The organism is Streptomyces sp. (genome assembly GCF_019510245.1).
Classification (GTDB): domain Bacteria; phylum Actinomycetota; class Actinomycetes; order Streptomycetales; family Streptomycetaceae; genus Streptomyces.
In genome coordinates this window covers 15,769-28,242 of sequence record NZ_JAEKKT010000204.1, presented here as the reverse complement: position 1 = coordinate 28,242, position 12,474 = coordinate 15,769, and the positions used below count along the sequence as shown (strand labels likewise).

The 12,474-nt window shown below is 70.5% G+C and carries 11 protein-coding genes and 2 tRNA genes; 4 read left to right on the top strand and 9 right to left on the bottom strand.

Annotated elements, in window-relative coordinates; genetic code table 11:
* Window positions 1–27: 27 nt before the first annotated feature.
* Window positions 28–633: a TetR/AcrR family transcriptional regulator gene (locus JF597_RS41220; RefSeq protein WP_294008778.1), complete on the bottom strand. Its 606-nt coding sequence runs from the start codon at window positions 631–633 to the stop codon at window positions 28–30.
* 217 nt (window positions 634–850) lie between these two features.
* Between JF597_RS41220 and hisN the strand changes: the two genes are divergently transcribed.
* From hisN to JF597_RS41205, 3 genes are all read left to right on the top strand, one after another.
* Entirely contained in the window at window positions 851–1,651 is an 801-nt protein-coding gene (gene hisN, locus JF597_RS41215; protein WP_294008776.1) for a histidinol-phosphatase, read from the top strand.
* Window positions 1,652–1,843: 192 nt separating this feature from the next.
* Window positions 1,844–2,236, top strand: a complete 393-nt coding sequence (locus JF597_RS41210; RefSeq protein ID WP_294008774.1) for a CBS domain-containing protein — start codon at window positions 1,844–1,846, stop codon at window positions 2,234–2,236.
* 141 nt (window positions 2,237–2,377) lie between these two features.
* Entirely contained in the window at window positions 2,378–2,797 is a 420-nt protein-coding gene (locus JF597_RS41205; RefSeq protein WP_294008772.1) for a Fur family transcriptional regulator, read from the top strand.
* A 138-nt stretch (window positions 2,798–2,935) separates the two neighbouring features.
* On the opposite strand, the gene JF597_RS41200 is transcribed toward JF597_RS41205, so the two are convergent.
* The 4 genes from JF597_RS41200 to JF597_RS41185 form a co-directional block, all read right to left on the bottom strand.
* Window positions 2,936–3,009 (bottom strand) — tRNA-Met (locus tag JF597_RS41200).
* An 84-nt stretch (window positions 3,010–3,093) separates the two neighbouring features.
* Window positions 3,094–4,947, bottom strand: coding sequence for a tetratricopeptide repeat protein (locus JF597_RS41195; protein ID WP_294008770.1), 1,854 nt, complete (start codon window positions 4,945–4,947; stop codon window positions 3,094–3,096).
* Window positions 4,948–5,217: 270 nt separating this feature from the next.
* A tRNA-Met gene (locus tag JF597_RS41190) sits at window positions 5,218–5,291 on the bottom strand.
* A gap of 81 nt (window positions 5,292–5,372) precedes the next feature.
* Window positions 5,373–8,345, bottom strand: coding sequence for a UPF0182 family protein (locus tag JF597_RS41185; protein WP_294008832.1), 2,973 nt, complete (start codon window positions 8,343–8,345; stop codon window positions 5,373–5,375).
* A gap of 187 nt (window positions 8,346–8,532) precedes the next feature.
* Here JF597_RS41185 and JF597_RS41180 point away from each other — a divergent pair, with 187 nt between their 5' ends.
* Window positions 8,533–9,075, top strand: a complete 543-nt coding sequence (locus JF597_RS41180; RefSeq protein WP_294008768.1) for a PPA1309 family protein — start codon at window positions 8,533–8,535, stop codon at window positions 9,073–9,075.
* A 68-nt stretch (window positions 9,076–9,143) separates the two neighbouring features.
* On the opposite strand, the gene JF597_RS41175 is transcribed toward JF597_RS41180, so the two are convergent.
* The 4 genes from JF597_RS41175 to JF597_RS41160 form a co-directional block, all read right to left on the bottom strand.
* Window positions 9,144–10,241 carry a PDZ domain-containing protein gene (locus JF597_RS41175; protein ID WP_294008766.1) on the bottom strand — a complete coding sequence of 366 codons (1,098 nt, stop codon included), beginning with the start codon at window positions 10,239–10,241 and terminating at the stop codon, window positions 9,144–9,146.
* A 70-nt stretch (window positions 10,242–10,311) separates the two neighbouring features.
* Window positions 10,312–10,476, bottom strand: a complete 165-nt coding sequence (locus JF597_RS41170) for a hypothetical protein (protein WP_294008764.1) — start codon at window positions 10,474–10,476, stop codon at window positions 10,312–10,314.
* Between the two features lie 117 nt (window positions 10,477–10,593).
* The gene (locus JF597_RS41165) at window positions 10,594–11,055 is read right to left on the bottom strand and encodes a molybdenum cofactor biosynthesis protein MoaE (RefSeq protein ID WP_294008830.1); all 462 of its coding nucleotides are present in this window, start codon (window positions 11,053–11,055) and stop codon (window positions 10,594–10,596) included.
* 198 nt (window positions 11,056–11,253) lie between these two features.
* A complete protein-coding gene (locus tag JF597_RS41160) occupies window positions 11,254–12,366 on the bottom strand; it encodes an SDR family oxidoreductase (RefSeq protein WP_294008760.1) in 1,113 nt (370 codons plus the stop codon).
* Window positions 12,367–12,474: the final 108 nt, after the last annotated feature.

The window sequence follows — 12,474 nt, the reverse complement described above, 5'->3', positions numbered from 1 at the left end:
CACACCCCGCACCACCCCGCCCCTCCCTCATACCGGCTGCCGGTAAAGCGCCCCCCGCACCAGCTCCGCCACCCCACCCTCCCCCGGCGGCGCCGAGACACACGACAACGCGAGCCGCACCACCAGCTCGCACGACCGGGCCAGCTCGCCGTTCCCCTTCCCGGCCCCCGCTCCCGAAAGCACCGCCACCGCCCGGTCCCGCACGATCTGCACGAAGTCCCCGGGCGAGGGCAACGGCCCGTCCGCCCTCCGCTGCGCCGGCACCGCCGAAGAGGACGGCACCGCGGACAGCGCCGGCGACGGCAGCCGCTCGCTCCAGCACCCCGTGAGCATCGCCCGTACCAGCACGTTCTCCCGAGCCGCCACCGCCATCCACTCGGCCGTCGCCGTCAGGCGCTCCCGCACCTCGGCATGGCTCCCCAACGCCCGTTCCACACCCGCGAGATACCCGTCGGCCTCCCGGCGCACCAGTGCCCTCGCCAGGCCTTCCTTGCTGCCGAACTCGTTGTACAGCGTCTGCCGGGACACTCCGGCCGCCGCCGCCACGTCGACCATCCGCACGGCAGCCCACGGACGGCGCGCAAGCGCCGCGTACGCGGCGTCCAGAAGGGATTCCCGGGCAGCAGGCATCATCGCCTCCCTGGGGCGAGCGACTCTGCGCCCAGATTTGACGCGCACGAATCGACTGTCAAGGGTTCGCGAAGGCACCGGGGGGCGCCCTTCGGCCAACACGCGCGGGCGCGCCACAGGCGTACCGCAGCCCAACAGAGGTCACCGCCGGATCACTTGCCGGTATCGCCCGGCTCCCCTTGGTAGCCCCGCGCCCGCCCCGGCAGATACCGTTCGCCACATGCCGGACTACCTCGATGACCTGCGCCTCGCCCACGTGCTCGCGGACGCGGCCGACGCCGTGACCATGGACCGCTTCAGGGCCCTCGACCTCAAGGTCGAGACCAAGCCGGACATGACCCCGGTGAGCGAGGCGGACAAGGCCGCCGAGGAGCTGATCCGCGGCCAGCTGCAGCGCGCCCGCCCGCGGGACGCGATCCTCGGCGAGGAGTACGGCATCGAGGGCACCGGTCCGCGCCGCTGGGTGGTCGACCCGATCGACGGCACCAAGAACTACGTGCGCGGCGTCCCGGTCTGGGCGACCCTGATCTCCCTGACGGAGGCGGCCGAGGGCGGCTACCAGCCGGTCGTCGGCGTGGTCTCGGCGCCCGCGCTCGGCCGCCGCTGGTGGGCCGCGAAGGGCCACGGCGCCTTCACCGGCCGCAGCCTGTCCTCGGCGACCCGCCTGCACGTCTCCCGGGTCTCGAAGCTGGCCGACGCCTCCTTCGCGTACTCCTCGCTCAGCGGCTGGGAGGAGCGCGGGCAGCTGAACGGCTTCCTGGACCTCACCCGCGAGGTGTGGCGCACGCGCGCGTACGGCGACTTCTGGCCGTACATGATGGTCGCCGAGGGATCCGTGGACATCTGCGCCGAGCCGGAGCTGTCCCTGTGGGACATGGCGGCCAACGCGATCGTGGTGACGGAGGCGGGCGGCGCCTTCACCGGCCTCGACGGCCGTCCGGGCCCGCACAGCGGCAACGCGGCCGCGTCCAACGGCCTGCTCCACGACGAGCTGCTGTCGTACCTCAGCCAGCGTTACTGAAACGGCCTTCTGCGGCACAACGAGCCCAAACGGACTCACTCCACCCCTCACATATGAGCGCGTGCGCCCTCAATTGGCTGCACGCACCCCCTTGTTGACCCGCGCTTTACCTGCAACCCTGAGAGGACCCCCACTTGTGAATTTGTGAATCGCTGAACTATCCCGGCGATTCCCTAGGAGGTGGCACCTTCCATGCTCGTCCGTGACGCCATGAGCACCGTGGTTCTCACCGTCGGCCCCGCCCACACCCTCCGCCAGGCAGCCGCCCTGATGTCCGCGCGCCGCGTGGGCGCGGCGATCGTCCACGACCCGGACGCCGGCGGCATCGGGATCCTCACCGAACGCGACATCCTCAACTCCGTGGGCCTCGGCCAGAACCCCGACACGGAGCCCATCCACGCCCACACCACCAACGACGTCGTGTTCGCCACCCCGACCTGGACACTGGAGGAGGCGGCCCGGGCGATGGCCCACGGCGGCTTCCGTCATCTGATCGTCCTGGACGGCGGCGAACCGGCCGGCATCGTCTCGGTCCGCGACATCATCCGCTGCTGGGCCCCGGCCCGCGCACCGGAACCCGTCTAGCACCTCCGGGCGCGCCGAACCGGTCGCACTCGCCGTTCCAGTGGTCGGCCACCATCCGATATTGGACTCAGTCCAAGTCAAGCAGGGTTCCAAAGTCACACCTGTTCGGAAAAAGGGATCCCTGCTGTTAGGCTGAATGCCATGAGTGACCTTCTGGAACGGCTGCGTGGACGCGGATGGCGCATGACCGCGCAGCGACGCGTCGTGGCCGAGGTACTCGACGGCGAGCACGTCCATCTGACGGCCGACGAGGTCCACGCCAGAGCTGTGGCCAAGCTGCCCGAGATCTCCCGGGCGACGGTCTACAACACACTGGGTGAGCTGGTCTCGCTCGGTGAGGTCATCGAGGTCTCGACGGACAAGCGCGCCAAGCGGTACGACCCGAACGCGCACCGGCCGCACCACCACCTGGTCTGCGCCCGCTGCGGCTCCATCCGCGACGTCCACCCGACCGGCAATCCGATGGCGGATCTCCCCGCCTCGGAGCGGTTCGGCTTCACGGTCTCCGACGTCGAGGTGACGTACCGCGGCCTGTGCCCGGACTGCGCGGCGGCCGTCTGACGCACGAACGTTCCCGACGGCCCCGGCACTCGTGACGAGCGCTGGGGCCGTCGTCGTACTCCGGCTCCATGAGCACCCACCGGTCCGGGAAACACCGAGGGCCGGAGCCCTTTTCGGACTCCGGCCCTCGACCTTCAGTAGCGGGGACAGGATTTGAACCTGCGACCTCTGGGTTATGAGCCCAGCGAGCTACCGAGCTGCTCCACCCCGCGTCGATGAATGCAACACTACGTGAGGGACGCGGACGGAGGCAAATCCATTCCGGCCACCCCTCCTGACCTGCGGGAACGCCCGGCCTAGGCCGAGAGTTCCTCCCGCAGGGCGTCCCGGAGCCGCCCCGCCCGCTCGGTCACCTCCGCCGGACCCAGCGCCACCGCCCGGTCGGCCCACCGCTGCCCCACCGCGAGCTCGCCCCGACGCGCGTAGACCAGGGCGAGGCGCAACGCCGCCCGGCCGTGCCCCGCGTCGGCTGCCCGCTCCCACCACACGGCCGCCTCCGGCTCGCTGCCCTCCCGGGCCAGCAGCAGCCCGAGATTGAACGCGCCGTTGCGCGAGCCCGCCTCGGCCGCCGTGCGGTACCAGCGCGCCGCCTCCACCACGTCCCCGCGCGCGGCGGCCAGCATGCCGACCCGCACCTGGGCGCGCCGGTGCCCCTGCGTGGCGGCCCGCTCGTACCACTCCTCGCACTCGGTCTTGACGTTCTGGGACGACTCCCCGAGCTCGTGCTCGGACACCGCCGGCCGGCGCGCGTCGAGCACGGCGGCGAGCCGGTAGGCGGCCTCGGCGCTGCCGCCGCCCGCCGCGCACCGCAGGTGGCGCTCGGCGGCGGCCTCGTCGCCCTCGCGGAGCCGCGCGATGCCGACCTGCAGGGCGGCCTCGGTGTGCCCGGCGGCGGCCGCCCGCTCGTAGCAGTGCAGCGCGACCCGGTCCTCGCCGCGCCCGGCGTAGAGGATCCCGAGGTTGAACGCGGCGTCCACGCTGCCGGCCTCGGCGGCCTTGGAGAACCACGGCTCGGCACCGCTCGTGTCGCCGTTCTGGAGCAGCAGGACGGCGAGCGCGTTCGCGGCCTCGCGGTGCCCGGCGTACGCGGCCCGCCGGTACCACTGCTCGGCCTGCGCGGTCCGCCCCTGCTCGGCGCAGAGCAGCGCGAGGTTGTACGCCCCGTTGTCGTCGCCGGCGTCCATCGCCGCCCGGTACCAGCGCTCGGCGGTCTGCGTCTCGCCGCGCTCGGCGTGCAGTGCGCCGAGCGCGTTCGCCGCGTTGCCGTCGCCGTCCTGCGCGGCCCGCAGCCACCACACGGCGGCGCTCTCGGTGTCTCCGGCGTCGCGCAGCAGGAAGCCGAGCGCACAGGCGGCCCGGGCCTCGCCGTCCTTGGCCGAGGTCAGGTACCAGCGCCCGGCCTCCTTGAGCTCGCCGCGCTTCTCCAGGATCGCGCCGAGGTGCAGCGCGGCCCGCCGGTGGCCGCGGGCGGCGGCCTGCCGGTACCACTGCTCGGCCTCCACGGCCTCGGCGCCCTCGGCGGCACCGGCGGCCCCGGTCTCCGTGTCGACACCGTTGTCGGGCCCGCTCCCGTCCTCGCGCACGGCCGCTCGGCGGTCGAGCGCGCGCGCCAGCCGGTACGCCGCCTCCCGGTGCCCCCGCTCGGCGGCGGCCCGCATCCACTGCCCGGCATCCGCGTCCCCCCGGTGCTCCAGCAGGTCGGCCAGCGCGTAGGCGCCGAGGGCGTGGCCCTGTTCGGCGGACTGGCGCAGCCAGTACTCGGCGGCGGGTTCGTCGCCGCGTTCGCGGTGATGGCGGCCGAGCGCATGGGCGGCAGCCGCGGATCCGGCGACGGCGGCGATCCGCCACCAGCCGGCGGCCTCCTCGGGGTAGCCGCGCTGGTGCAGCAGGACACCGAGGTTGTTGGCGGCGGCCCGGTCACCGGCGGCGGTGGCGGCGCGCAGCTGCGGCTCGGCTCCGTCGAGGTCGCCACGGCGCAGCAGCATGGCGCCGAGCACGCTCATCGACTCGACGTCACCGGCCTCGGCCTGGAGCCGGTGACGTGCCTCCTCAGCGGCCTCAGCGGCCTCGTCGCGGGTCGGCTCCTCGCCCGAAGGCTGCACAAATCGCCCTGTCTCGAACAGAGTTGCCTTGTCCCCCATAACGTCCATCGTCGCACCACCTGCAACCTGGGTACACCACGTATACCGCAGACCGTGAGGTCACTTCAGCGTTTTGTCGACATGCCCACAGAACGACAAGTCAAACACATCTCCCTCAACTCCCCATGGCGGCACGGCGACCCCGTCCATCGGTACATGCGTTCGCCGTCCGTCCGGCCACCGGGCGCCGTCCGCGGGACACGCCGGGCAGTCCGGCCGTCCTTCCCCGCGCACGCGCGAAGGCCCGGATCCCAAGAGGATCCGGGCCTTCGACTTCAGTAGCGGGGACAGGATTTGAACCTGCGACCTCTGGGTTATGAGCCCAGCGAGCTACCGAGCTGCTCCACCCCGCGCCGTTGTGTTGAAACCGTATCACGGCGCGGCCGGGCTTGATCACCACCCCGGGTCATCCGCCCGGGGTCATCCACACAGGGTCATCCGCTCGGGCTGGAGCTTCCGCTGGGACTCGGGCTGCTGCTGGGACTCGCACCCGCTCGTGCGCTCGGGCTCGGGCTGCTGCTCGGCGTCGCACCGCCGCCGCTGGTCCGGCCGGCCTTCGACTGCGCCTCCTCGGCCCGCCTGAGCGCGTCCTGAAGCTCGTCCTGCGCCTTGCCGTACGCCGTCCAGTCACCCTTCTTCAAGGCCTCCTGGCCCGCCTCGAAGGCCTTCTGGGCGTCGTCCAGCGCCGCCTGGACGGTGGGGTTGCCGGACGACGCCGGCGGCGTGGTCGTGCCGGTGTCGGAGGATCCCGTGTCCGAACCGCCCGAGCCGAAGACGTCGTCGAGCGCCGCGTCGAGGGTGTCCTTGAAGGCGGTCCTGCCCTCGTAGCTCACCAACACCTTGCGCAGAAGGGGGTACTTGACCCCCGCGCCACGGACGTAGACGGGCTCCGCGTAGAGCAGGCCCCCGTCCAGCGGGACGGTCAGCAGATTGCCGTACTCGACCTCGGAGTCGCCGCCCTTGAGGAGTTTGATGGCGGCAGCGATCTCCTGTTCCGAGTTGAACTTGCTCTGGACCTGTTTGGGTCCGTCGACGGTCGTACTGGTCGGCAGTTTCAGAATTCTGATCTTGCCGTAGTCCTGCGAACCGGCCTCGGAGTCCACCGACATGAACGCGCTGAGGTTGTTCCGGCCGTTGGGCGTGAAGGTCGTCGACAGCGAGAACGCCTGCGCGCTCTGGTCCGGCATCCTCATGCTCAGGTAGTACGGCGGCACCGCGTTGCCCGACTTGTTGGTCGGGTCGTTGGGCACCTGCCACACCTCGCTGCCGGTCAGGAAGGTCTGCGCGTCCGTCACGTGGTAGCGGGTGAGCAACTCGCGCTGGACCTTGAACAGGTCCTGCGGGTACCGGAGATGGGCCATCAGCGACGAGGAGATCGCCGAACGCGGCTCCACCGTGTGCGGGAAGGCCTTCATCCAGGTCTTCAGCACCGGGTCCTGGGTGTCCCACTGGTAGAGCTTGACGGCGCCGGTGTACGCGTCGACGGTCGCCTTCACCGAGTTGCGGATGTAGTTGACCTGGTTCTGCTGGGCCACCACCGCGCGCGAGTTGTTGGTCGCGGTCAGCGAGTCGGCCGTCGTGTCGCCGAGGGTCGTCCGGGAGGCGTACGGATAGCCGTTCGTCGTCGTATAGGCGTCGACGATCCACTGGATGCGGCCGTCCACGACCGCCGGGTACGCGTCGCCGTCGATGGTCAGCCAGGGGGCGACCGCCTCGACGCGCTCCTTGGGCGTGCGGTTGTACAGGATCCGCGAACCTTCGCCGATCGCGCCGGAGTAGAGGATCTGCGGCTCGTTGAACGCCACCGCGTACGCGGCCCGGTTGATCGGGCTGGAGAGACTGACCCCGCTCTTGCCCGCGTAGCTGGTCGTCTTCTCGCCGCTGTCGTCGGAGTAGTCGATCTCCTTCTGGGGACCGCCGACGATCGAGTAGGTGGTCGTCTTCTCGCCGTAGTAGATCCGCTGCTGGTAGGCGCCCAGGTCGCCCGTGGACGGCAGGTCGGACTCGGTGAAGACCGGCTGGCCCTGGGAGTCGGCCTGGGTGCCCTTGGCGGCGACCACGCCGTAGCCGTGGGTGTAGCGGAAGTGGTCGTTGATCCAGTTGTTCTTCGGGACGCCGGCCAGGTTCAGCTCACGCAGGCCGATGACCGTGTCCTGGACCTTGCCGTCCTTGGTGTAGCGGTCCACGTCCAGATTGGTCGGGAACGCGTAGTAGTTCCACATCTGCTGGGCCTGCTGGAACGTCGGCGACACGATGTTCGGGTCCATGATCCGGATGCTCGCCGTGCTGTCCACGTCGTCACGGAGCTTGGTCTTGTCGCTGGTGGTGCTCTTGCCCGTGTACTCGGTGACCTGGGTGTCGTCGATGCCGTACGCCTCGCGGGTCGCCTTGAGGTTCTTCTGGACGTACGGGGCTTCCTTGGCCTGCTCGTTGGGCTGGACCTGGAACTTCTGGACGATCGCCGGGTAGAGGCCGCCGATGAGGATCGCGGAGAGGACCATCAGGCCGAAGCCGATGACGGGCAGCTGCCAGGTGCGCCGCCACAGGGTGGCGAAGAACAGCAGCGCGCAGATGACGGCGATGCAGAACAGGATCGTCTTGGCGGGCAGATAGGCGTTCGCGTCGACGTACCTGAGACCGGTCCAGTTGCCGGTGGCCTTGAAGTCGCTGGACTTGACCGCCAGTCCGTAGCGGTCGAGCCAGTAGGCGACCGCCTTGAGGGCGACGAAGATGCCGAGCAGCACCGAGAGGTGGCCGGTCGCGGCACCGGTGGCGCGCGCGCCGGGGCTGGTGACGCGCAGCCCGCCGTACAGGTAGTGGGTGAGCGCGGCGGCGAGCAGGGAGAGGATCGCGGTGGCGAAGCCGAAGCCCAGCAGGAAGCGGTACCAGGGCAGGTCGAAGGCGTAGAAGGAGACGTCGAGGTGGAACTGCGGGTCCGTCTGGTGGAAGGGAACGCCGTTGACCCACATCAGCCAGGTACGCCACTGGCCGGCCGCGGACGCGCCGGCGATCAGCCCGACCATCGCGGTGACCGCGAGCAGCAGCCACTTCTTGTACGGCGCGATGCCCATCCGGTAGCGGTCGAGGCTCTGCTGCTCCATGGACATGGCGCTCAGCGGGGGGCGCAGCCGGTGCGCCAGCCAGATGTTGAAGCCCACCGCGGCGGCCATCAGCAGACCGAAGACGGAGAACAGCCCGATCTTGGTCCACAGGGTCGTGGTGAACACCGAGGAGTAGTGCACCGACCGGTACCAGAGCCAGTCCGTCCAGAATCCCGCGAACATGGTGAACGCCATGCCGAGCACGGCAAGCACGCCCAGTGTCAGGAGCAGGGTCCGAACCCGCCGGGACGGGCGTCCGGTCGCTCTGATCCGTGGCCCCGTCGGGCCTCCGCCGCGGTCCGGCATCTGGAAAGCCAAGGTGCGCACCTCGAAGTTCGCTGTTTGATCCGCTGTTGATCCGTCGTCGTTGCGTCAGGCGCTCTTGTTCGCCGGCCCGACGTGTCCCCCAGTGATCGCGGGGCCACACCTATGCAACTTACTCACGGCTTACTCGGTTCCCGATTCCGGCCATGAACGAGGCAGGATTGTGACCATGTCCAACACTCCCATGGCAGCCAACCCGCTCACCCGGGCCGTCCTCGAGATCGACGAGTACGCCTCCGGCCTCGGCTGGGACCAGCCCGCTCGCCTCTTCGCCCTCGTCGACACCACGCGGCTGCGCGCCCAGGAACCGGCTCTCGCCGCCCAGCTCGGTCTGGAGGACGCGTCCGCGACCACCGGTCTCACCCCGATCGAGCAGGACGAAGTGCCAACGGACAAGGCGCTGGACGAGTTCCTGGGCACCATCGCCTGGCCGGACGCGGTGGTGGGCTGCGCGCTCACGGTGGAGCGGCTGATGCTGCCGCCGTCGGCCGAGTCCCAGGTCCCCGAGGGGCTGAACGAGGCCAGGCTGGCCCAGTGGGTGGCGAGCCACCCCGAGCGCCAGGAGGTCCGGATGACGGTCGCCGTGCTGCGCGACGGCAGCCGCGACTCGGCGGTACGGCTGCGCGAGAAGGACTCGCCAACGGAAGTCCTCACCGGCCCCGAGCTGGTCCCGGGCCTGGCGGACGCGCTGAAGGCGACGTTCGAGGACTGAGCCGCCGCCGGACGGCAGCCGGGGGCGCCCCCGTCAGGAAGGGCGCCCCCGGCTGCGTGTACGCCCTCTCAGCCCTTCGCGGTGCACTTCGGCAGGGCGCCGGTGTCCCCGCTGCGGATGTCCTTGAGGGCGCCGAGGGCGTCGCCGATGGTCTTGACCTTGACGAGGGTGAGCCCGCCCGGGGTGTCCTTGGCGGCCTCGGCGCAGTTGTCGGCCGGGGTCAGGAAGTACTGGGCGCCCTTGCTGCGCGCGCCGATGGTCTTCATCGAGATGCCGCCGATCGGACCGACGGTGCCGTCGTCGTCGATCGTGCCGGTACCGGCGACGAACTTGCCGCCGGTGAGGCTGCCCGGGGTGAGCTTGTCGTAGATCCCGAGCGAGAACATCAGCCCGGCGCTCGGTCCGCCGACATCGGCGAGCTTGATGTCGATGGAGAAGGGGAACGTGTGATCGGTCCCGGCGGAGATCCCGACGATGGCGCGCTTCTCGCCGCTGTCGTCGGAGGTGGTCGTGGTGACCGTGACCTTCTCGGTCCGGGTGGCCGTCTTGTTCGCCTTCTCGGCGGCGGCCTGCTCCTTGGCCGGCACGACGGTGAAGACCACGTCCTGGCCGGGCTTGTGCTTGGTCACCAGCGTGGCGACGTCGGCCGGCTGCTTGACCGCCGTGCCGTCGACGGCCTTGATCACGTCACCGGCGTGCAGCTTGCCCTCGGCCGGCGAGCCCTTGAGAACCGTGGAGACGATCACCCAGGACTTCACCGGGACGCCCAGCTCCTTGAGCGCGGCGACCTTGGCGCTCTCCTGCGACTGGCTGAACTCCTCGGCGTTCTCCTGGGTGGACTGCTGCTCCGTCTTGCCGTCCGGGTACAGCGTGTCGTGCGGCACGATCTTGTTGTCGTGCGAGAGCCACCCGTAGACCGCCTCGACGAGGTTCATCTTGTAGTCGGCACTGGTGACCCGCACCGTGGTCATGTTCAGATGCCCGGAGGTCGCATAGGTCCTGTGACCGGAGATCTCCAGCACCGGCTCGCCGTCGTGGTCCCCGAGCGTGTTCACGGTCGGTCCGGGAGACATCTCCGAGTACGGCACGTTGATGAGCACTCCGGCGCACAGGAGTGCGATCAGCATCAGGGTGGAGGCGAGCATCGTCGCGGTGCGGCGTGGCATGCGAAGACAGTACGGGACGGGTCTGTCAGCGCACCGTCAGGGCCACCCGTCACACGCGCCCCGACCGTCCTCAGCTGCCGGAGCGGGACTTCTCCATGGCCTCGCGGAAGCGCGCGTACCCGTCGAGTTCCGGCCCGTCGCTGCGCGCTCTCCTGGTCCGGTTGGCCCAGCTGCCCCACAGACCGGCGCCGACCGCCGCCACCAGCGGGATCAGCAACCAGACGAGCGCCGCCATGCCGACCTCCCAACCCCATGAGCGTCCGCGACTGACTGATCACCAGACTAATCACCCGTACCGACAACGCTCACGCGAGGGGTACGGTTACGCAAGCGGAGGCCGGACAGGGGTCCCTCAGCAGGCCCCGACCCATTCCTCCGTCCCATCCGAGAACTTCTGGTGCTTCCAGATGGGCACCTCGTGCTTGAGGTCGTCGATCAGCTTTCGACAAGCTTCAAAGGCGTCCCCCCGATGCGGACACGACACACCGACGACCACGGCGAGATCACCCACCCGCAGGTCCCCCACCCGATGCACGGCGGCCAGGGCCCGCACGGGGTACTCGGCGACGACCTTCTCGGCGATCCGCCGCATCTCGCTCTCCGCACTGGGATGACACGAATAGCCGAGCGCGTCCACATCAACGCCCCCGTCGTGGTTCCGCACCGTCCCCACGAACAGCGCGATCCCTCCGGCCGCGTCGTCCCCCACGGCCGCGAAGACCTCGTCCACGGAGAGCGCACTCTCCCGAATCCCGATCAGCTTCACGGGATCGTCAGCGCCCCGCTCTCCAGGATGATCACTCACAGCAGCCATACCCCCATCGTGCCGCAAGCCCAGGACCACACGGAACACACCCGACACCAGCACACGCGCGTGCGTCTTTGGAGACTCCTACAGCACCGACGGACATCCAGGCCGCCGGGCACCACATGTCGGCCCGTCCGGCGTTTGAGGACGAGGACGTTCAGGCCGAAGCGGGGGTCCGGGGGCGGCGGGAACGAGCCCCCCCCCTCAGATCCGCCGCCGAGCCTTCCGCGCCCGCCGCACCACAGCCGCCGCCCCCAGCAACGCGACCGTCGCCCCCGCCGCCCCCGCGGCCGTCGCGTCCTTCCGCCCCAGCCGCCGCCCGACCACCGTGTGCCGCCCAGCCACCTCCTCCAGCAACTCGGCCAGCACCTCCTCGTTCGTCCACCCCGGCCGCCACCCGGCGTCGTGCAGCCGGCTCCCGCTCACCACCCACGGATACATCGTGTACGCGAGATCCCCGGCCGGCGACGGCGTCAGACCGATCCGGTGCAGCCGGGCCGCCGCCCCCAGCGCCACGGCCGACGGCAGCTCCATCCGCCGCACCCCGCTGAGCTCCTCGACCTCCTCCTGCTCCAGCCACCCGTCGCACCCGACGGCGAGTTCCCCCTCGACCTTCTCCAGGACGGCGTACTCCAGCGCACTGCACAGATCCTCGACATGACAGAACTGCCAGGCAGGCCGCGACCCGGCCACGACAAGCAGCCGAGGAGACTCGAAATACCTGGTCAGCGCGGTATCGGTGCCCCCGACCAGCACCGCGGGGCGCACGACGGTGACGTTGAGCCCCGGATGCGCGCGGGGCGCCCGGCGCGCGAGCCGCTCGATCTCCAGCAGGTCGCCGACCCCGGTGGCCTCCGCGGTGGCCCGCAGCTCCGCGTCCTCCGACAGGGGCAGCTCGTTGTCGGGCAGCGCGCCGTACACCATCGCGGAGGTGCACAGCACCACGCGGTGCACGCCGGCCGCGGCCGCCGCGGTCAGCACGGTCTGCGTCCCGCGCACGTTGTAGGCCGTACGGGCGGCCGGGTCGGTCTCCAGGTCCAGGTCGAGCGCGAGGTGCACCACCACATCGGCCCCGCGCAGCTTGTCCGCGATGGCCGGATCCCGTACGTCGAGGATGTGCCACTGGGCGGCCGCGCACTCCCCGCGCCGCTCGTCGATGGCGATGACCTGCCTGATCTCCTCGGACGCGGCCAGCCGCTCGGTGAGCAGCGCGCCGACCCCGGTCGCGGCGCCGGTGACGGCGACGACGGGCCCGCGCCCCGCGGGAGGGGTTGTGTGGTTTCGCGCTGCGCGAACCTGCGGATCTGGGGAACTCACCGGGCGTCTCCAGCGGTTGTCTTCAGTACGAGCGTGAGTGACGCGTACGTACCAGGTGGCAACCATCCTGCCGCAGGCCGACTGTCGGCGAAGCACCGAGGCCCGATC

Bases quoted from the DNA above. Each gene is read 5' to 3' on its own strand.
- JF597_RS41220 (WP_294008778.1), bottom strand. From the start codon at position 633: ATGATGCCTGCTGCCCGGGAATCCCTTCTGGACGCCGCGTACGCGGCG.
- hisN (WP_294008776.1), top strand. From the start codon at position 851: ATGCCGGACTACCTCGATGACCTGCGCCTCGCCCACGTGCTCGCGGAC.
- JF597_RS41210 (WP_294008774.1), top strand. From the start codon at position 1,844: ATGCTCGTCCGTGACGCCATGAGCACCGTGGTTCTCACCGTCGGCCCC.
- JF597_RS41205 (WP_294008772.1), top strand. From the start codon at position 2,378: ATGAGTGACCTTCTGGAACGGCTGCGTGGACGCGGATGGCGCATGACC.
- JF597_RS41195 (WP_294008770.1), bottom strand. From the start codon at position 4,947: ATGGACGTTATGGGGGACAAGGCAACTCTGTTCGAGACAGGGCGATTT.
- JF597_RS41185 (WP_294008832.1), bottom strand. From the start codon at position 8,345: ATGCCGGACCGCGGCGGAGGCCCGACGGGGCCACGGATCAGAGCGACC.
- JF597_RS41180 (WP_294008768.1), top strand. From the start codon at position 8,533: ATGTCCAACACTCCCATGGCAGCCAACCCGCTCACCCGGGCCGTCCTC.
- JF597_RS41175 (WP_294008766.1), bottom strand. From the start codon at position 10,241: ATGCCACGCCGCACCGCGACGATGCTCGCCTCCACCCTGATGCTGATC.
- JF597_RS41170 (WP_294008764.1), bottom strand. From the start codon at position 10,476: ATGGCGGCGCTCGTCTGGTTGCTGATCCCGCTGGTGGCGGCGGTCGGC.
- JF597_RS41165 (WP_294008830.1), bottom strand. From the start codon at position 11,055: ATGGCTGCTGTGAGTGATCATCCTGGAGAGCGGGGCGCTGACGATCCC.